Genomic DNA, 19,255 nt, shown 5'->3' with positions numbered 1-19,255 from the left:
CGGCAGTGCGTCGTCCCCACGGTCCGCAAAGCGGCCGGGAGCGGCGCGGACAGCGGCCGGCCAGCCCGGTCGGCGGCGGCCCCAGGGTTTCGTACGTCATCGAATGTCCATCGAATGTCATTCGACAGTCCCGCAGCTCAAGGAGAGTCTTCGAGCGATGGCCGGTCCCGCCTTCCGAGCCGCCGCCGTCCGGGTGCGCGTCCCCGCCACCAGCGCCAACCTCGGGCCGGGCTACGACGCCTTCGGCCTCGCGCTGGGGCTCTACGACGACGTGGTCGTCCGGGTGGCCGACTCCGGGCTGCACATCGACATCGCCGGTGAGGGCAGCGACAACCTCCCGCGCGACGAGCGCCATCTGCTCGTACGGTCCCTGCGCACCGCCTTCGACCTGCTCGGCGGACAGCCGCGGGGCCTCGAGATCGTCTGCGCCAACCGGATCCCGCACGGCCGGGGTCTGGGCTCCTCCTCCGCCGCCATCTGCGCCGGCATCGTCGCCGCCCGCGCCGTCACGATAGGCGCCGAGGCCAAGCTCGACGACACCGCGATGCTCGAACTGGCCACCGAGATGGAAGGCCACCCCGACAACGTCGCCGCCTGTCTGCTGGGCGGATTCGCCCTGTCCTGGATGGAGGGCGGCGCCGCCCGGGCCATCAGGATGGAGCCCGCCGATTCCATCGTTCCGGTGGTTTTCGTGCCCGGAAAGCCGGTTCTCACCGAGACCGCGCGCGGACTGCTCCCGCGCACCGTGCCGCACGTCGACGCCGCCACCAACGCGGGCCGTGCCGCCCTGCTCGTCGAGGCCCTGACCAGGCGCCCCGAGCTGCTGCTGCCCGCCACCGAGGACCGCCTGCACCAGGAGTACCGCGCCCCGGCCATGCCCGAGAGCGCCGCCCTGGTGGAGCGGCTGCGCGGGGACGGCATCCCCGCGGTGATCTCCGGCGCCGGGCCCACGGTCATGGCGCTGGCCGACGCGGAGAGCGCCGACAAGGTCGAAGCACTGGCCGGCGCCGACTGGGCCGCCAATCGGCTCGGTCTGGATGTGCAGGGCGCGAGCGTGCTTCCGCTCGCCACCTGACACACGGTTGCCGGATTTGGAGAGGGGGAATGTTTGTTGGATCCGGTAGTGTTAACCTCAAGTCTGCACCCGACCCCACCATGGCGAGGTGCCTCGTGTCCCCGTCCGGGACAGACATTCTTCCGGGAGCCCCCCAAGCCGCACTGTGTTCACTGTGACGTACGCAGGCAGTACGTCGTACGCGGATGCTGAGCGGCCCGACGGTGGGGGTACCCCCTCTGGGGGAGCTCCGGAACCGGTGCGACCACGCCACGTGACACTGGGTGCCACGGCTAGAGGAAGCGCCATCACCAGTCATCTCTTCCGCCGCTCAGGCGGACAACCGCCCCGGCACGGTTCGCACAGCAAGAACCGATGCCGGACAGCACAACCGGTCGCCGAGCCAGACAGGCCGACGTCCGCTCCAGGGAAGGACCCTTCGTGAGCGACACCACCGATCTGATGGGCGCACGTGTCGAGGAGACCGCTGCCGCGCCTGCCACGGACGCTTCCGCGCCTGCCTCCGGTGCCGGCTCCCGGCGGCGCCGCGGTACCGGCCTCGAGGGCATGGTGCTGGCCGAGCTGCAACAGGTCGCATCCGGTCTCGGAATCAGGGGCACCGCGCGCATGCGCAAGAGCCAGCTGATCGAGGTCATCAAGGAGGCGCAGGCCGCCGGCGGAGGTGCTTCCTCCGGGGAAGCCGCCCCGGCCAAGGCCGAGACCGCCGCCGAGACCAAGCCCAAGCGCCGCGCCACCTCCCGGACCCGTACGGGTGACACCGCGGAGAAGAAGGCGGACGCCAAGGCCGAGCAGGCCCCCGCCGAGAAGGCCGCGGCCCAGCAGCAGATCGAGATTCCGGGCCAGCCCTCCCCGAAGGCCTCGGCCGAGCAGGCCGAGGAGGCCGCTCCCGCCGAGCGCCGCCGCCGTCGCGCCACCGCCGACGCCGGAGCCCCGGCCGCGGCCGAGACGGTCGCCGCCGAGGCGAAGACCGACTCCAAGGCCGAGACCCCGGCCCAGCCGCAGCAGCAGCAGTCGCAGCAGCAGTCGCAGCAGGGCGAGGGCAAGTCCGACCACGAGGGCGGCGAGGGCCGCCGCCGCGACCGCCGTGACCGCGGCCGCGACCGTGACCGCGGTGACCGTGGGGACCGCCAGGACCGCGGTGACCGCGGAGACCGCGGTGACCGCCGCAACAAGGGCGACGACCAGCAGCAGAACCAGCAGGGCGGCGGCCGGCAGAACCAGCAGGGCGGCGGCCGTCAGGACGACGGTTACGACGACGACGGAGGCGGCCGCCGTGGCCGTCGCGGCCGCTACCGCGACCGCCGTGGCCGCCGTGGCCGCGAGGACGTCTCCGAGCCGCAGATCGCCGAGGACGACGTCCTGATCCCGGTCGCGGGCATCCTGGACATCCTCGACAACTACGCCTTCATCCGGACCTCCGGCTACCTGCCGGGCCCGAACGACGTGTACGTCTCCCTCGCCCAGGTCCGCAAGAACGGCCTGCGCAAGGGCGACCACATCACCGGCGCCGTGCGCCAGCCCAAGGAGGGCGAGCGCCGCGAGAAGTTCAACGCGCTGGTCCGCCTGGACTCCGTCAACGGCATGGCCCCCGAACACGGCCGCGGCCGCCCGGAGTTCAACAAGCTCACCCCGCTCTACCCGCAGGACCGCCTCCGCCTGGAGACGGACCCCGGCGTGCTGACCACCCGGATCATCGACCTGGTGTCGCCGATCGGCAAGGGCCAGCGCGGTCTGATCGTGGCCCCGCCGAAGACCGGCAAGACCATGATCATGCAGGCGATCGCCAACGCGATCACCCACAACAACCCCGAGTGCCACCTGATGGTCGTCCTCGTCGACGAGCGTCCGGAAGAGGTCACCGACATGCAGCGGTCGGTCAAGGGCGAGGTCATCTCCTCGACCTTCGACCGCCCGGCCGAGGACCACACCACGGTCGCCGAGCTCGCCATCGAGCGCGCCAAGCGCCTGGTGGAGCTGGGTCACGACGTCGTCGTGCTGCTCGACTCGATCACGCGTCTGGGCCGTGCGTACAACCTCGCCGCCCCGGCCTCCGGCCGCATCCTGTCCGGTGGTGTCGACTCGACCGCCCTGTACCCGCCGAAGCGCTTCTTCGGTGCGGCCCGCAACATCGAGGACGGCGGCTCGCTGACCATCCTCGCCACCGCCCTGGTGGACACCGGGTCCCGCATGGACGAGGTGATCTTCGAGGAGTTCAAGGGCACGGGCAACGCGGAACTCAAGCTCGACCGCAAGCTCGCCGACAAGCGGATCTTCCCCGCGGTGGACGTCGACGCGTCCGGTACGCGTAAGGAAGAGATCCTGCTCGCCAGCGACGAGCTCGCCATCGTCTGGAAGCTGCGCCGGGTGCTGCACGCCCTCGACCAGCAGCAGGCGGTCGAACTGCTCCTCGACAAGATGAAGCAGACGAAGTCGAACGCCGAGTTCCTGATGCAGATCCAGAAGACGACGCCGACTCCGGGCAACGGCGACTGACGTCGCGCTCGCCGCAGAAGGCTTCACCGCAGAGAGCTGCACCGCAGAGAGCTGCACAGCAAAGGGCCGCTTCCGCCATGGAAGCGGCCCTTTGCGTGCTTCCGGTGCCGGTGGGGCGGGCGGGAGATCTTCACCACATGGCCGTTGTGCAACCGTATGCCGGATTTCCCCGTCTGATCCGACGGCGGGACCATGGTGGGGTACAGGCCGTGACGGCCGCGTCTGCCACCGGGCGCAGGGGGTAAACGACCGGAGACGAGCCGAGGAGCACATGGCTGCCGACAGCACACCGGGCCCCGGGATACCGGAGGAGTCCGGTTCCACGGGCACGCGGGGGCGGGGCAAGGGGCGCCGTCGCAAACCACGCGAGAAGCGCAAGGGCCTGAAGATCATGGCCTGGACGGCGGCGGGCATCGTCGTGCTGGGCGGCACCGGCGCCGGATACCTCTACTTCAAGCTCAACGGCAACATCGAGAGCGTCGACATCGACCAGGCCCTCGGCACCGAGCGGCCCGAGAAGGCGGACAACGGCTCCGAGAACATCCTCGTCCTCGGCTCCGACACCCGCGTCGGCGGCAATCAGGACCTCGGCGGCGGCATCGACGACGGCAGCGCCCGCTCCGACACCGCGATGGTCGTGCACGTGTACGAGGGTCACAAGAAGGCCAGCGTGGTCTCCATACCGCGCGACACCCTCATCGACCGCCCCGAATGCACCGACACCGAGGGCGGCACCCACCCCGCCGCGAGCGGCGTGATGTTCAACTCCGCCTACACCACCGGCGGCGCGGCCTGTGCGGTGAAGACCGTCGAGTCGATCACCGACCTGCGCATGGACCACTACCTGGAGGTCGACTTCACCGGCTTCCAGAAGCTGATCGACGAACTCGGCGGCGTCGAGGTCACCACCACCGAGGACATCAAGGACCCCGAAAGCCACCTCGACCTCCCGGCCGGCACCCACCGGCTCGACGGCGAACAGGCCCTGGGCCTGGTCCGCACCCGGCACGGCGTCGGCGACGGCTCCGACCTCGGCCGCATCCAGCTCCAGCAGGCGTTCATCAAGGCGCTGGTGCGGCAGGTCGGGGAGGTCGGCGTCTTCACCAGCCCGCAGAAGCTGTACAGCCTCGCCGACACCGCCACCAAGGCGGTCACCACCGACTCCGACCTCGGCTCGGTGAACTCCCTGATGTCCTTCGCCAACGGTCTGCGGGGCATCAAGCCGTCCAACATGCACATGATCACCATGCCGGTCCAGTACGACCCGGCCAACGCCAACCGCGTCCTCCCCCTGAAGGACAAGTCCCAGCTGGTCTGGGACGCCCTGAAGAACGACAAGGCGATCCCGAAGAGCGCCACCGAGGACACGGCCACCGGCGAAGCGAGGGGTGTGGTGTCCCGCTGAGGCCGCGTGCCGCGAGGGACCGCGGACGGCCCGCAGGGAATAGACGAGGCGCGCCCCCGGTTTTGGGTGACGGCCCCAGTCCTGGCAGACTGGTACGTCGGCTCCGGTTCACGCTCCCGCACCCCGCGTCAGCGACCCGGCGCCCTCCCGAACCTAGGAGACACCTTGAAGCGCGACATCCACCCCGAGTACGTCGAGACGCAGGTCAGCTGCACCTGTGGCGCGTCGTTCACCACCCGCAGCACGATCTCCGGCGGCACCATCCGTGCCGAGGTCTGCTCCGAGTGCCACCCGTTCTACACGGGCAAGCAGAAGATCCTCGACACCGGTGGCCGCGTGGCCCGCTTCGAGGCCCGCTTCGGCAAGGCCGCCGGCTCCAAGAAGTAGCGAGCCGCCATCCGCCGGTCCACGGCCGCGCCCCCGCCCGGGGCAGGCCGGGACCGGCGTTTTTGGTCGCCCGCCCCTTCACCCACGTACCAGCAGGAGCCCAAGATGTTCGAGGCCGTCGAGGAACTCGTCGCCGAGCACGCCGACCTGGAGAAGAAGCTCGCCGACCCGTCGGTCCACGCCGACCAGGCCAACGCGCGCAGGCTGAACAAGCGCTACGCCGAGCTCACGCCGATCATCGCCACGTACCGCTCCTGGAAGCAGACGGGCGACGACATCGACACCGCCCGCGAACTGGCCGCCGACGACCCCGACTTCGCCGCCGAGGTCAAGGAGCTGGAGCAGCAGCGCGAGGAGCTCACCGAGAAGCTCCGCCTGCTCCTCGTCCCGCGCGACCCCAGCGACGACAAGGACGTCATCCTCGAGATCAAGGCGGGCGCCGGCGGTGACGAGTCCGCCCTGTTCGCCGGGGACCTGCTGCGCATGTACCTGCGCTACGCCGAGCGTGTCGGCTGGAAGACCGAGATCATCGACGCCACCGAGTCCGAGCTGGGCGGCTACAAGGACGTCCAGGTCGCCGTGAAGTCCCGCGGACAGGTCGAGCCCGGCCAGGGCGTGTGGGCGCGGCTGAAGTACGAGGGGGGCGTGCACCGCGTGCAGCGCGTGCCGGCCACCGAGTCGCAGGGGCGCATCCACACCTCCGCGGCGGGCGTCCTGGTGACCCCCGAGGCGGAGGAGGTCGACGTCGAGATCAACCCGAACGACCTGCGCGTCGACGTCTACCGGTCCTCCGGGCCCGGCGGCCAGTCCGTCAACACCACCGACTCCGCCGTGCGCATCACGCACATCCCGACCGGAGTCGTCGCCTCCTGCCAGAACGAGAAGAGCCAGCTGCAGAACAAGGAGCAGGCCCTGCGTATCCTGCGCTCCAGGCTGCTCGCCATGGCGCAGGAGGAGGCGGAGAGGGAGGCCGCCGACGCCCGCCGCAGCCAGGTCCGCACCGTGGACCGCTCCGAGAAGATCCGTACGTACAACTTCCCGGAGAACCGCATCTCGGACCACCGCGTCGGCTTCAAGGCGTACAACCTGGACCAGGTCCTGGACGGCGACCTCGCCGCGGTGATCCAGGCCTGCGTCGACGCGGACTCGGCCGCCAAGCTCGCCGCCGCGTAAGCCCCGTAGCCGTAGACAGTCCGGAGGACCAGTGAACCTGCTGCTCGCCGAGGTGGCCCAGGCCACCCAGCGGCTCGCCGACGCGGGCGTGCCCTCGCCGCGCACCGACGCGGAGGAGCTCGCCGCGTTCGTGCACGGCGTCAAGCGCGGCGAGCTGCACGGTGTCAAGGACTCCGACTTCGACGCCCGGTACTGGGAGGTCATCGCCCGCCGCGAGGCCCGCGAGCCGCTCCAGCACATCACCGGGCGGGCGTACTTCCGCTACCTGGAGCTCCAGGTGGGGCCCGGGGTGTTCGTCCCGCGCCCCGAGACCGAGTCGGTCGTCGGCTGGGCGATAGACGCCGTCCGCGCGATGGACGTCGTCGAGCCGTGCATCGTCGACCTGTGCACCGGCTCGGGCGCCATCGCGCTGGCGCTGGCGCAGGAGGTGCCGCGCTCGCGCGTGTACGCCGTCGAGCTGTCCGAGGACGCCCTGGCGTGGACCCGTAAGAACGTGGAGGGGTCCAGGGTCGAGCTGCGCCAGGGAGACGCCCTGACGGCCTTCCCCGACCTCGACGGCCAGGTCGATCTGGTGATCTCCAACCCGCCGTACATCCCGCTCACCGAGTGGGAGTACGTCGCGCCGGAGGCCCGCGACTACGACCCGGATCTGGCGCTGTTCTCCGGTGAGGACGGCCTCGACCTGATCCGCGGCCTGGAGCGCACCGCGCACCGGCTGCTGCGACCCGGCGGCGTGGTCGTCGTGGAGCACGCCGACACCCAGGGCGGACAGGTGCCGTGGATCTTCGCCGAGGAGCGCGGCTGGGCCGACGCCGCCGACCACCCCGATCTGAACAACCGCCCGCGGTTCGCCACCGCCCGCAAGGCGCTGCCGTGAGCGTCCCGCATACTTTTCCCCCCAGCACGTGTACGAGGAGGCCCGCCAGATGGCTCGGCGATACGACACCAACGACGCGACCGACCGCGCGACCGGTCTGCGTGAAGCCGCGTCCGCGGTCCGCCGGGGCGAACTCGTGGTGCTGCCGACGGACACGGTGTACGGCATCGGCGCCGACGCCTTCACCTCGGAGGCCGTCGCCGATCTGCTGGAGGCCAAGGGCCGGGGCCGCACCATGCCCACGCCCGTCCTGATCGGCTCCCCGAACACCCTGCACGGCCTGGTGACGGACTTCTCCGAGATGGCCTGGGAACTGGTCGACGCCTTCTGGCCGGGCGCGCTGACGCTGGTCGCCAAGCACCAGCCGTCCCTCCAGTGGGACCTCGGCGACACCCGGGGCACGGTGGCCGTGCGGATGCCGCTGCACCCGGTCGCCATCGAGCTGCTCACCGAGGTCGGCCCCATGGCCGTGTCGTCGGCGAACCTGACCGGTCACCCGGCGCCGGAGAACTGCGACGCCGCCCAGGAGATGCTCGGCGACTCCGTCTCCGTGTACCTGGACGGCGGGCCCACCCCGGGCAACGTGCCGTCCTCCATCGTCGACGTCACGCGCCCCGTGCCGGTGCTGCTGCGCGAGGGCGCGATCTCGCCGGACGAGCTGCGCAAGGTGGTACCCGACCTCGAGGTGGCGAATTGACGGCCCCTGAGGCGGGGCGTGGCATAGGCAACGGGGAATCCAGCGCGGAGACGACGACGACCTTCGGCTTTCCGCGCGACACCTTCCGCATCCTCCACGTCAGTACCGGAAATGTGTGCCGCTCGCCCATCACCGAGCGGCTGACCCGGCATTTCGTGAGCCAGCGGCTGGGCGTCCTGGGCGGCGGGCTGATCGTGGAGAGCGCGGGCACGTGGGGGCACGAGGGCGCGGCGATGGAGGCGCACGCGGAGACCGTGCTGGCGGAGTTCGGCGCCGACGCCTCCGGGTTCGTGGGGCGTGAGCTGCTGGACGACCATGTGATCCGGGCGGATCTGGTGCTGACGGCCACGCGGGACCATCGGGCGCAGGTCATCTCGATGGGGCATTCCGCCGGGCTGCGCACGTTCACGCTGAAGGAGTTCACCCGGCTGGTCAACGCGATCGACCCCGCGACGCTGCCGTCCCTGGAGGAAGGGCTGGTGATGCGTGCGCGTGCGCTGGTGCGGGCCGCGGCGGCTCTACGCGGGTGGCTGCTGGCGCCGACGGCGGAGGCGGACGAGGTGCACGATCCGTACGGGGCGCCGTTGACGTTCTTCCGGTCGATCGGTGAGGAGATACATCAGGCGCTGGATCCTGTGGTGACGGCGTTGACGGGGGTGCCGGCGCGGATGTAGGCGGGGACGGCGGAGCAGCGGGGGCGCTTTTCGGGATGTTCGGCCTACATTGGGCGTACGTCAGTGTCGACGCCCGGGAGCGGATCATGACGGTCAGCGATGCCCTCGAGGCCGATGTTCTGCGGCGGCAGGACCCCGAGCTGGCCGAGGTGCTGCTCGGGGAGCGTGAGCGGCAGTCGAGCACGCTCCAGCTGATCGCCGCCGAGAACTTCATGTCGCCCGGCGTGCTGGCCGCCCTCGGCTCGCCGCTCGCCAACAAGTACGCCGAGGGATACCCGGGCAACCGGCACCACGGTGGCTGCGAGATCGTCGACGTGGCCGAGCGCCTCGCCGTGGAGCGGGCCAAGGCGCTGTTCGGCGCGGAGCACGCCAATGTGCAGGCGCACTCCGGCTCCTCCGCCGTGCTGGCCGCGTACGCCGTCCTGCTGCGCCCCGGCGACACCGTGCTCGCCCTCGGCCTGCCCTACGGCGGTCACCTCACCCACGGCTCGCCCGCCAACTTCTCCGGCCGCTGGTTCGACTTCGTCGGCTACGGCGTGGACGCGGAGAGCGGACTGATCGACCACGAGCAGGTGCGCACCCTCGCCCACGCCCGCCGGCCCAAGGCGATCGTGTGCGGGTCCATCTCCTACCCCCGGCACATCGACTACGCCTTCTTCCGCGAGGTCGCCGACGAGGTCGGAGCCCATCTCATCGCGGACGCCGCGCACCCCATGGGCCTGGTCGCCGGGGGAGCGGCGCCCAGCCCGGTGCCGTACGCGGACATCGTCTGCGCGACGACGCACAAGGTGCTGCGGGGCCCGCGCGGCGGGATGATCCTCTGCGGGAGCGAACTGGCCGAGCGGGTCGACCGGGCGGTGTTCCCCTTCACCCAGGGCGGTGCGCAGATGCACACCATCGCGGCCAAGGCGGTCGCGTTCGGGGAGGCGGCCACCCCGGCGTTCGCCGCGTACGCGCACCAGGTGGTGGTCAACGCCCGGGCGCTGGCCGCCGCGCTGGCCGCCGAGGGGCTGGCCGTCACCACGGGCGGCACGGACACCCACCTGATCACCGTCGACCCGGCGCCGCTCGGTGTGGACGGGCGCACCGCGCGGGGCCGACTCGCGGCGGCGGGCATCGTCCTGGACTGCTGTGCGCTGCCGCACGACGACGACCGCGGGCTGCGCCTGGGCACGGCGGCGGTGACCACGCAGGGCATGGGCGTGCGGGAGATGACCCTGGTCGCGGGCCTGCTGGCGAGCGTCCTGCGCGGCGGAACGGACCCCGCGCGGGCACGTGAGGACGTACGGGAACTGGTCGCGGCGTTTCCGCCGTACCCGCGCTGAGCGGGCCGGGCCGGGGGTAGGCGCACCGGATGCACAGCCACACGTGCAACCATCGTCGCTACCCGGAAGTCCCCACTGGTATGCGTGCCTCGCTAGGGTGTGGGGCTGTGATGGCCAGCGAGACCTGTGGGGAAGCCCGTGCGTGAATACCTGCTGACGCTCTGCATCACGGCCGCGGTGACGTACCTGCTGACCGGGCCGGTACGGAAATTCGCGATCGTGGCCGGAGCGATGCCGGAGATCCGGGCACGCGACGTGCACCGGGAACCCACTCCGCGGCTCGGCGGTATCGCGATGTTCTTCGGCCTGTGCGCGGGCCTGCTGGTCGCCGACCACCTCACCAACCTCAGCCAGCTGTTCGAGAAGTCCAACGAGCCGCGGGCGCTGCTCTCCGGGGCGGCGCTGATCTGGCTGATCGGTGTCCTGGACGACAAGTTCGAGATCGACGCCCTGATCAAGCTGGGCGGGCAGATGATCGCCGCGGGTGTGATGGTGATGCAGGGTCTGACGATCCTGTGGCTGCCGATCCCGGGCGTCGGTTCGGTCGCGCTCACCCAGTGGCAGGGCACGCTGCTCACGGTCGCGCTGGTGGTCATCACCATCAACGCGGTCAACTTCGTGGACGGGCTCGACGGGCTCGCGGCCGGGATGGTGTGCATCGCGGCGGCGGCGTTCTTCCTGTACGCGTACCGCATCTGGTACTCGTACGGCATCGAGGCGGCCGCCCCCGCCACGCTGTTCTCGGCCATCCTGATGGGCATGTGCCTGGGCTTCCTGCCGCACAACATGCATCCCGCGCGGATCTTCATGGGCGACTCCGGGTCGATGCTCATCGGCCTGGTCCTGGCGGCGGGCGCGATCTCGATCACGGGACAGGTCGACCCGGACGCGCTCCAGCTGTTCGCCGGTTCGGAGAAGGAGGCCGTGCACCAGACGGTGCCGGTGTACATTCCGCTGCTGCTGCCGCTGACCATCATCGCGGTGCCGGCCGCCGACCTGATCCTGGCGATCGTGCGGCGCACCTGGCGCGGTCAGTCGCCGTTCGCGGCGGACCGGGGGCATCTGCACCACCGGCTGCTGGAGATCGGCCACTCGCACAGCCGGGCGGTGCTGATCATGTACTTCTGGTCGGCGCTGATCGGCTTCGGCGCGCTCACGTACTCGGTGAACTCGGCGTCGATGTGGATCGTGCTGAGTGTGGTGATCCTCTCCACGCTCGGTCTCATCCTGCTTCTGCTGCCGCGGTTCACCCCGCGGGCGCCGCGCTGGGCGGAGGCCGTCGTGCCGCCGCGCTACCGCCGTCGCAGGGCCGCCGTGGCCGCACCGGCCGCCGAGGCCGCCGCCGCGGCCGACAGGGTCCCCGAGGAGGCCGCGCAGGAGGAGCGCACCCCGGTGGCCGCCGGTGTCGCGGGCGTCAACGGGGCGACCGCCGTGGGCCCTCGCGCACGCCTGGCCGACCGGTCACGGTCAAGGTAAGAATCCGACTAGAGCATTGCCAAGTCGTGGGGCCCTGATGGGACGGCGTTGGGGGTGCGAAGCGCCCCAATACCAGACATACGCGACCGCTTCTCGCTCAGACGCGCGGATTGCTTCTCATGTGTGACGCCGAGCACATCCGACAGGTAAAGACTGCATCAAATAGTTTGTGATAGCGTTCACGAGAACCCCCGAGAGAGCCGAAGGACCGCGGTGCGACGGTTCATCGGTGCGAGGAATTCTCACTCGGCCCGGGGGTCTACGCTCGTCCCATGACGACACCTGCCCCCCTGTGAAAAGCGGAGTTGCCGCCATGCCGTCCAATGACGTCCGAAACCTGGCCCAGGCCGCCGTGCCCACGGCTGCCGCCGGCGCTGTCGCCGCCGTCGTCAGCGCGCTGGTGGCCGGTGGCGAGGGCGCGGTCGGGGCGCTCGTCGGGACCGTGGTCGTGATCCTTTTCATGGGGATCGGCCTCTACGTACTGCAGCGCACCGCCAAGTCGCTCCCGCACCTGTTCCAGGCCATGGGTCTGATGCTGTACTCGGCACAGATCCTGCTGCTGTTCGTGTTCGTCGCCGTGTTCCGGGACACCACGTTGTTCCATCCCAAGGCCTTCGCCCTCACGCTCGCCGGCACCACTCTCGTGTGGATCACCGCGCAGACGCGCGCCCACATGAAGTCCAAGATCCTGTACGTCGAACCCGAACCGGCGGCGGCCAACAAGCCGGGGAATCCGGGGCCTTCGTCGTGAGGGGTAGGCCCGGGATAAAAGGGCCCCGGAAGTCCTGCTATCGTCCGGTGCCAACTGCGGCATCGCGGGCGCGGGCATCCGAGCTGACGCCTGCTCAATCGCGAGGCGAGATGCCCCCCAGCCGCCCCCACATCCGTAACACCAGTCCCGTGCCGAACCGCGGCCCCGCGCCGCGCCGACACCACGAGGTTGCCGTACCTATGCGCCACGATGAAGGAGCCCGCGGTGAGTGCTGACCCGACGCAGGTGCTCGCCTTCGAGACCGACTGCCACATCTTCGACGGCTGTGGCTTCCCGGCTCCGGGCCTGCACTCGTTCCTCTTCGAGCCGCTCTGGGGCGACGCAGACGGCAACGGCCTGTACTTCAACAAGCCCATGCTGCTCGCGCTGCTCGGCTCGATCGTCGTGGTCGGCTTCTTCTGGGCCGCGTTCGCCAGGCCGAAGATCGTCCCCGGCAAGATGCAGATGGTGGCCGAGGCCGGCTACGACTTCGTGCGCCGGGGCATCGTCTACGAGACGATCGGCAAGAAGGAGGGCGAGAAGTACGTTCCGCTCGCCGTCTCCCTGTTCTTCTTCATCTGGATGATGAACCTCTGGTCGATCGTCCCGGTCGCCGCCTTCCCCGTGACGTCGATCATCGCCTACCCGCTGGTGCTGGCCCTGATCGTCTACATCACCTGGGTCGCGCTGACCTTCAAGCGGCACGGCTTCGTCGGCTTCTTCAAGAACGTGACGGGCTACGACAAGACGCTCGGCCCGGTGCTGCCGCTCTCGATGACCATCGAGTTCTTCTCCAACCTGCTGGTCCGTCCCTTCACGCACGCCGTGCGACTCTTCGCGAACATGTTCGCCGGTCACACGCTGCTGCTGCTCTTCACGATCGCCAGCTGGTACATGCTGAACGGCATCGGCATCGCCTACTCCGGTGTCTCGTTCGTGATGGTGCTCATCATGACCACCTTCGAGCTCTTCATCCAGGCTGTCCAGGCGTACGTGTTCGTGCTTCTGACCTGCAGCTACATCCAGGGCGCGCTCGCCGAGCACCACTGAGCACCCGCCCCCGCCCCAATCGTCCGGTGGCCAACCCCCACCGGTCCGTAAAGAGAAGGAAGAACTGGCATGTCCCAGACCCTCGCTGCTGTCGACGGCAACATCGGCTCCATCGGTTACGGTCTCGCGGCCATCGGCCCCGGCGTCGGCATCGGCATCATCTTCGGTAACGGCACCCAGGCCCTGGCCCGCCAGCCCGAGGCCGCCGGCCTGATCCGCGCCAACCAGATCCTGGGCTTCGCCTTCTGTGAGGCGCTCGCCCTGATCGGTCTCGTCATGCCGTTCGTCTACTAAGACGAGCGCCTGACGACCGACCCTTTCGACGAAAGGCACTGATGTGAACTCCGCCCTGGTTTTCCTGGCGGCTGAGGGGGAGAAGGAGAATCCCCTCATTCCGCCGTGGCCGGAAGTTGTCATCGGCCTCATCGCTTTCGTCATCGTCTTCGGTTTCCTCGCCAAGAAGCTCCTCCCGACCATCAACAAGGTCCTGGAAGAGCGTCGCGAGGCCATCGAGGGCGGTATCGAGAAGGCCGAGGCCGCGCAGACCGAGGCCCAGAGCGTCCTTGAGCAGTACAAGGCCCAGCTCGCCGAGGCCCGGCACGAGGCCGCGCGTCTGCGCCAGGAGGCGCAGGAGCAGGGTGCCGCGCTCATCGCCGAGATGCGGGCCGAGGGCCAGCGTCAGCGCGAGGAGATCGTCGCCGCCGGTCACGCGCAGATCGAGGCCGACCGCAAGGCCGCCGCGTCCGCGCTGCGGCAGGACGTCGGCAAGCTCGCCACCGACCTGGCCGGCAAGCTCGTCGGCGAGTCCCTCGAGGACCACGCCCGGCAGAGCCGCGTGATCGACCGCTTCCTCGACGAGCTCGACCAGAAGGCCGAGGCGGCGCGATGAACGGAGCGAGCCGCGAGGCCCTGGCAGCCGCACGCGAGCGTCTCGACGCGCTGACGGACAGCACGGCCGTCGACGCTGCGAAGCTCGCCGACGAGCTGGCCGCCGTCACCGCGCTGCTCGACCGCGAGGTGTCGCTGCGTCGGGTCCTCACCGACCCGGCGCAGGCCGGTGAGGCCAAGGCCGACCTGGCCCGGCGCCTGCTCGGCTCGCAGGTCAGCGGTCCGGCCACGGACCTGGTGACCGGCATGGTGCGCTCCCGCTGGTCGCAGTCCCGCGACCTGGTGGACGCACTGGAGGAGCTGGCGGACACCGCCGACCTCACCGCCGCCCAGAAGGCCGGTGCGCTCGACGACGTCGAGGACGAGCTGTTCCGCTTCGGCCGGATCGTCTCCTCCAGCACCGAGCTGCGCGCCGCGCTGACCAACCGCAGCGCCCCGGCCTCCTCCAAGAGCCAGCTGCTGCGCAGCCTGCTCGGAGGCAGGGCGAACGCGGCCACCGAGCGTCTGGTGACGCGCCTTGTGAGCGCGCCGCGGGGACGTAGCCTGGAGTCGGGACTGGAGTCCCTGTCCAAGCTCGCCGCCGAGCGCAGGGACCGCATGGTGGCCGTCGTCACCTCCGCGGTGCCGCTGAGCGACCGGCAGAAGCAGCGCCTGGGCGACGCCCTCGCGAAGCTCTACGGCCGCCGGATGCACCTCAACCTCGACGTCGACCCCGCGGTCGTCGGCGGGATCCGGGTGCAGGTCGGTGACGAGGTCATCAACGGCTCACTGGCGGACCGGCTCGAGGACGCGAGCCGCCGGCTGGCGAGCTGAGCAGCACATTCCGAATAGGCAGTACGTACTTACGGCCCTGGTTGGGCCGTGCAGAGGATTCACCTCCTGTAGGGGGGAGTCCCCATCCCCCCCCAAGTGAAACTTCGGGCCCAACAAGGAGAGCAGGGAACTCAGATGGCGGAGCTCACGATCCGGCCGGAGGAGATCCGGGACGCGCTGGAGAACTTCGTCCAGTCGTACAAGCCGGACGCGGCCTCGCGCGAGGAGGTCGGTACGGTCACCCTTGCCGGCGACGGCATCGCCAAGGTCGAGGGCCTTCCCTCGGCCATGGCCAACGAGCTGCTGAAGTTCGAGGACGGCACCCTCGGCCTCGCCCTCAACCTCGAGGAGCGCGAGATCGGTGCCATCGTCCTCGGTGAGTTCAGCGGTATCGAGGAGGGCCAGCCGGTCACCCGCACCGGCGAGGTCCTGTCCGTCGCGGTCGGTGAGGGCTACCTCGGCCGTGTGGTCGACCCGCTCGGCAACCCGATCGACGGCCTCGGCGAGATCGAGACCGAGGGCCGCCGCGCCCTCGAACTGCAGGCCCCCACGGTCATGCAGCGCAAGTCGGTGCACGAGCCGATGGAGACGGGCTACAAGGCCGTCGACGCCATGACCCCGATCGGCCGTGGTCAGCGTCAGCTGATCATCGGCGACCGCCAGACCGGCAAGACCGCCCTGGCCGTCGACACGATCATCAACCAGCGTGACAACTGGCGCACCGGCGACCCGAAGAAGCAGGTCCGCTGCATCTACGTCGCCATCGGCCAGAAGGGCTCCACCATCGCGTCGGTCCGCCGCGCGCTGGAGGAGAACGGCGCGCTGGAGTACACCACCATCGTCGCCGCCCCGGCGTCCGACCCGGCCGGCTTCAAGTACCTGGCGCCGTACACCGGTTCCGCCATCGGCCAGCAGTGGATGTACGAGGGCAAGCACGTCCTCATCATCTTCGACGACCTGTCCAAGCAGGCCGACGCCTACCGCGCCGTGTCCCTGCTGCTGCGCCGCCCGCCGGGCCGTGAGGCCTACCCGGGTGACGTCTTCTACCTGCACTCCCGTCTGCTGGAGCGCTGCGCCAAGCTCTCCGACGACATGGGCGCCGGTTCGATGACCGGTCTGCCGATCGTCGAGACCAAGGCCAACGACGTCTCGGCGTTCATCCCGACCAACGTCATCTCCATCACCGACGGCCAGTGCTTCCTGGAGTCGGACCTGTTCAACGCCGGTCAGCGCCCCGCGCTGAACGTCGGTATCTCCGTCTCCCGGGTCGGCGGTTCCGCGCAGCACAAGGCGATGCGACAGGTCTCCGGCCGTCTGCGCGTGGACCTGGCGCAGTTCCGCGAGCTCGAGGCGTTCGCCGCCTTCGGTTCCGACCTGGACGCCGCGTCGAAGGCGCAGCTGGAGCGCGGTCAGCGCATGGTCGAGCTGCTGAAGCAGAACCAGTACGAGCCGATGGCCACGGAGGACCAGGTCGTCTCCATCTGGGCCGGCACCACCGGCAGGATGGACGAGGTGCCGGTCGCCGACATCCGCCGCTTCGAGAAGGAGCTCCTGGAGTACCTGCACCGCAAGGAGCAGGGCCTCATGACCTCCATCCGCGAGGGCGCCAAGATGTCGGACGACACGATCCAGGCGGTCGGCGACGCCGTGGCGGAGTTCAAGAAGCAGTTCGAGACGAGCGACGGCAAGCTGCTCGGCGAGGACGCGCCGAAGGCGACCACCGCCTCCAAGTGACGTAAGGAAGGGACCTGACTCATGGGAGCCCAGCTCCGGGTCTACAAGCGTCGCATCCGATCCGTCACCGCGACCAAGAAGATCACGAAGGCGATGGAGATGATCGCCGCCTCGCGCGTCGTCAAGGCGCAGCGCAAGGTGGCGGCCTCCACGCCGTACGCGCAGGAGCTCACCCGCGCGGTCACGGCGGTCGGAACCGGGTCGAACACCAAGCACCCGCTCACCACGGAGGCGGAGAACCCGACCCGTGCCGCGGTCCTGCTCCTCACGAGCGACCGCGGCCTGGCCGGCGCCTTCAACTCCAACGCCATCAAGGCGGCGGAGCAGCTGACCGAGCGCCTGGAGCGCGAGGGCAAGCGGGTCGACACGTACATCGTCGGCCGGCGCGGTGTCGCCCACTACAACTTCCGCGAGCGCACGATCGCGGAGACGTTCACGGGCTTCACCGACGAGCCCTCGTACGCGGACGCCAAGAAGGTCGCGGCCCCGCTGATCGAGGCCATCACGGACGAGACGGCGGACGGCGGCGTGGACGAGCTCCACATCGTCTACACCGAGTTCGTCTCGATGATGACGCAGACGGCGGTCGACTCCCGGCTGCTTCCGCTGCGTCTCGACGAGGTCGCGCGGGAGTCGCACGCCAAGGGCGAGATCCTGCCGCTGTACGACTTCGAGCCCTCGGCCGAGGACGTCCTCGACGCCCTGCTGCCGCGGTACGTGGAGAGCCGGATCTACAACGCGCTGCTCCAGTCGGCCGCTTCGAAGCACGCCGCCACGCGGCGCGCGATGAAGTCGGCCACAGACAACGCGGGCGAGCTGATCAACACGCTCTCCCGTCTTGCCAACGCGGCCCGCCAGGCCGAAATCACCCAGGAAATCAGCGAGATCGTCGGTGGCGCCAGTGCCCTGGCCGACGCGACCGCGGGGAGTGACAACTAATGACCACCACTGTTGAGACCGCGACGGCTACGGGCCGCGTCGCCCGGGTCATCGGCCCGGTCGTCGACGTGGAGTTCCCCGTCGACGCCATGCCGGACATCTACAACGCCCTGCACGTCCAGGTCGCCGACCCGGCCAAGGAGGGCGAGCTCAAGACGCTGACCCTCGAGGTCGCGCAGCACCTCGGTGACGGCCTGGTCCGCACCATCTCCATGCAGCCCACCGACGGCCTGGTCCGCCAGGCCCCGGTGACCGACACCGGCACCTCGATCTCCGTCCCGGTCGGCGATTTCACCACCGGCAAGGTGTTCAACACCCTCGGTGAGGTGCTGAACACCGACGAGGAGTACACCGGCGAGCGCTGGCCGATCCACCGCAAGGCGCCGAACTTCGACGAGCTCGAGTCGAAGACCGAGATGTTCGAGACCGGCGTCAAGGTCATCGACCTGCTCACCCCGTACGTCAAGGGTGGAAAGATCGGTCTGTTCGGCGGCGCCGGCGTCGGCAAGACGGTGCTCATCCAGGAGATGATCTACCGCGTCGCCAACAACCACGACGGTGTGTCGGTGTTCGCCGGTGTCGGTGAGCGCACCCGTGAGGGCAACGACCTCATCGACGAGATGAGCGAGTCGGGCGTCATCGACAAGACCGCGCTCGTCTTCGGCCAGATGGACGAGCCCCCGGGCACCCGTCTGCGCGTGGCCCTGGCCGGTCTGACCATGGCGGAGTACTTCCGCGATGTGCAGAAGCAGGACGTGCTGTTCTTCATCGACAACATCTTCCGCTTCACCCAGGCCGGTTCCGAGGTGTCGACCCTGCTCGGCCGTATGCCCTCCGCGGTGGGCTACCAGCCGAACCTGGCCGACGAGATGGGTCTCCTCCAGGAGCGCATCACCTCGACCCGTGGTCACTCGATCACCTCGATGCAGGCGATCTACGTCCCCGCGGACGACCTGACCGACCCGGCCCCGGCCACCACCTTCGCCCACCTCGACGCGACGACGGTGCTCTCCCGTCCGATCTCGGAGAAGGGCATCTACCCGGCCGTGGACCCGCTGGACTCGACGTCCCGGATCCTGGACCCGCGCTACATCGCGCAGGACCACTACAACGCGGCCATGCGCGTGAAGAACATCCTGCAGAAGTACAAGGACCTGCAGGACATCATCGCGATCCTCGGTATCGACGAGCTCGGCGAGGAGGACAAGCTCGTGGTCCACCGCGCCCGTCGCGTGGAGCGCTTCCTGTCCCAGAACACCCACGTCGCCAAGCAGTTCACCGGCGTGGACGGTTCGGACGTGCCGCTGGAAGAGTCGATCGCCGCGTTCAACGCGATCTGCGACGGCGAGTACGACCACTTCCCGGAGCAGGCGTTCTTCATGTGCGGTGGTATCGAGGACCTGAAGAAGAACGCGAAGGAACTGGGCGTCTCCTGACCCCGGGCCTGTGAGGTGAGCCGCACGGCTCACCCTTTGAGGGGGCGGGCGCGTCCCGCCCC

At 69.7% G+C, this 19,255-nt stretch carries 18 protein-coding genes; all 18 read left to right on the top strand.

Features of this window, described 5'->3' with window-relative positions; all coding sequences use genetic code 11:
- Nucleotides 1-157 precede the first annotated feature (157 nt).
- The 18 genes from thrB to atpD all read left to right on the top strand — a co-directional run bounded on the left by thrB (nt 158) and on the right by atpD (nt 19,193).
- Nucleotides 158-1,075: a homoserine kinase gene (thrB, locus tag AC5L3C_RS11405; RefSeq protein WP_493648876.1), complete on the top strand. Its 918-nt coding sequence runs from the start codon at nt 158-160 to the stop codon at nt 1,073-1,075.
- Nucleotides 1,076-1,495: 420 nt separating this feature from the next.
- On the top strand, nt 1,496-3,568 hold the full coding sequence (gene rho, locus AC5L3C_RS11400) for a transcription termination factor Rho (protein ID WP_493648874.1): 2,073 nt from the start codon (nt 1,496-1,498) through the stop codon (nt 3,566-3,568).
- 271 nt (nt 3,569-3,839) lie between these two features.
- Nucleotides 3,840-4,973, top strand: a complete 1,134-nt coding sequence (locus tag AC5L3C_RS11395; protein ID WP_493648873.1) for an LCP family protein — start codon at nt 3,840-3,842, stop codon at nt 4,971-4,973.
- 165 nt (nt 4,974-5,138) lie between these two features.
- A complete protein-coding gene (gene rpmE / locus AC5L3C_RS11390; RefSeq protein WP_125504205.1) occupies nt 5,139-5,360 on the top strand; it encodes a 50S ribosomal protein L31 in 222 nt (73 codons plus the stop codon).
- A gap of 105 nt (nt 5,361-5,465) precedes the next feature.
- Nucleotides 5,466-6,533: a peptide chain release factor 1 gene (prfA, locus tag AC5L3C_RS11385; RefSeq protein ID WP_493648871.1), complete on the top strand. Its 1,068-nt coding sequence runs from the start codon at nt 5,466-5,468 to the stop codon at nt 6,531-6,533.
- Between the two features lie 31 nt (nt 6,534-6,564).
- A complete protein-coding gene (gene prmC / locus AC5L3C_RS11380; protein ID WP_493648869.1) occupies nt 6,565-7,410 on the top strand; it encodes a peptide chain release factor N(5)-glutamine methyltransferase in 846 nt (281 codons plus the stop codon).
- 49 nt (nt 7,411-7,459) lie between these two features.
- Nucleotides 7,460-8,107 (top strand): L-threonylcarbamoyladenylate synthase, encoded by a 648-nt coding sequence (locus AC5L3C_RS11375; RefSeq protein ID WP_493648867.1) that lies wholly within the window; start codon nt 7,460-7,462, stop codon nt 8,105-8,107.
- Entirely contained in the window at nt 8,104-8,781 is a 678-nt protein-coding gene (locus tag AC5L3C_RS11370; RefSeq protein WP_125504201.1) for an arsenate reductase/protein-tyrosine-phosphatase family protein, read from the top strand. The genes AC5L3C_RS11375 and AC5L3C_RS11370 overlap by 4 nt, the downstream gene beginning before the upstream one ends.
- Nucleotides 8,782-8,867: 86 nt before the next feature.
- A complete protein-coding gene (gene glyA, locus AC5L3C_RS11365) occupies nt 8,868-10,106 on the top strand; it encodes a serine hydroxymethyltransferase (protein WP_493648864.1) in 1,239 nt (412 codons plus the stop codon).
- A gap of 138 nt (nt 10,107-10,244) precedes the next feature.
- Nucleotides 10,245-11,582: an MraY family glycosyltransferase gene (locus AC5L3C_RS11360; RefSeq protein WP_493648863.1), complete on the top strand. Its 1,338-nt coding sequence runs from the start codon at nt 10,245-10,247 to the stop codon at nt 11,580-11,582.
- Nucleotides 11,583-11,895: 313 nt separating this feature from the next.
- A complete protein-coding gene (locus AC5L3C_RS11355) occupies nt 11,896-12,333 on the top strand; it encodes a Cg1360 family ATP-synthase-associated protein (protein ID WP_125504198.1) in 438 nt (145 codons plus the stop codon).
- Between the two features lie 210 nt (nt 12,334-12,543).
- The gene (atpB, locus tag AC5L3C_RS11350) at nt 12,544-13,383 is read left to right on the top strand and encodes a F0F1 ATP synthase subunit A (RefSeq protein ID WP_493648860.1); all 840 of its coding nucleotides are present in this window, start codon (nt 12,544-12,546) and stop codon (nt 13,381-13,383) included.
- Between the two features lie 69 nt (nt 13,384-13,452).
- Nucleotides 13,453-13,677 carry an ATP synthase F0 subunit C gene (atpE, locus tag AC5L3C_RS11345; protein WP_125504196.1) on the top strand — a complete coding sequence of 75 codons (225 nt, stop codon included), beginning with the start codon at nt 13,453-13,455 and terminating at the stop codon, nt 13,675-13,677.
- A gap of 43 nt (nt 13,678-13,720) precedes the next feature.
- On the top strand, nt 13,721-14,272 hold the full coding sequence (locus AC5L3C_RS11340; protein WP_037935956.1) for a F0F1 ATP synthase subunit B: 552 nt from the start codon (nt 13,721-13,723) through the stop codon (nt 14,270-14,272).
- On the top strand, nt 14,269-15,084 hold the full coding sequence (locus AC5L3C_RS11335; RefSeq protein ID WP_493648858.1) for a F0F1 ATP synthase subunit delta: 816 nt from the start codon (nt 14,269-14,271) through the stop codon (nt 15,082-15,084). Before AC5L3C_RS11340 ends, AC5L3C_RS11335 begins: the two co-directional genes overlap by 4 nt.
- Nucleotides 15,085-15,219: 135 nt before the next feature.
- Nucleotides 15,220-16,818: a F0F1 ATP synthase subunit alpha gene (gene atpA, locus AC5L3C_RS11330; RefSeq protein WP_125504194.1), complete on the top strand. Its 1,599-nt coding sequence runs from the start codon at nt 15,220-15,222 to the stop codon at nt 16,816-16,818.
- 21 nt (nt 16,819-16,839) lie between these two features.
- Nucleotides 16,840-17,757 carry a F0F1 ATP synthase subunit gamma gene (locus AC5L3C_RS11325; protein ID WP_493648856.1) on the top strand — a complete coding sequence of 306 codons (918 nt, stop codon included), beginning with the start codon at nt 16,840-16,842 and terminating at the stop codon, nt 17,755-17,757.
- Nucleotides 17,757-19,193 (top strand): F0F1 ATP synthase subunit beta, encoded by a 1,437-nt coding sequence (gene atpD / locus AC5L3C_RS11320; RefSeq protein ID WP_493648854.1) that lies wholly within the window; start codon nt 17,757-17,759, stop codon nt 19,191-19,193. Before AC5L3C_RS11325 ends, atpD begins: the two co-directional genes overlap by 1 nt.
- Nucleotides 19,194-19,255: the final 62 nt, after the last annotated feature.

Source organism: Streptomyces speibonae (genome assembly GCF_984686075.1).
The sequence above is the reverse complement of the archived record's forward strand: the minus strand, read 5'-3'. Positions and strand labels throughout refer to the sequence as shown.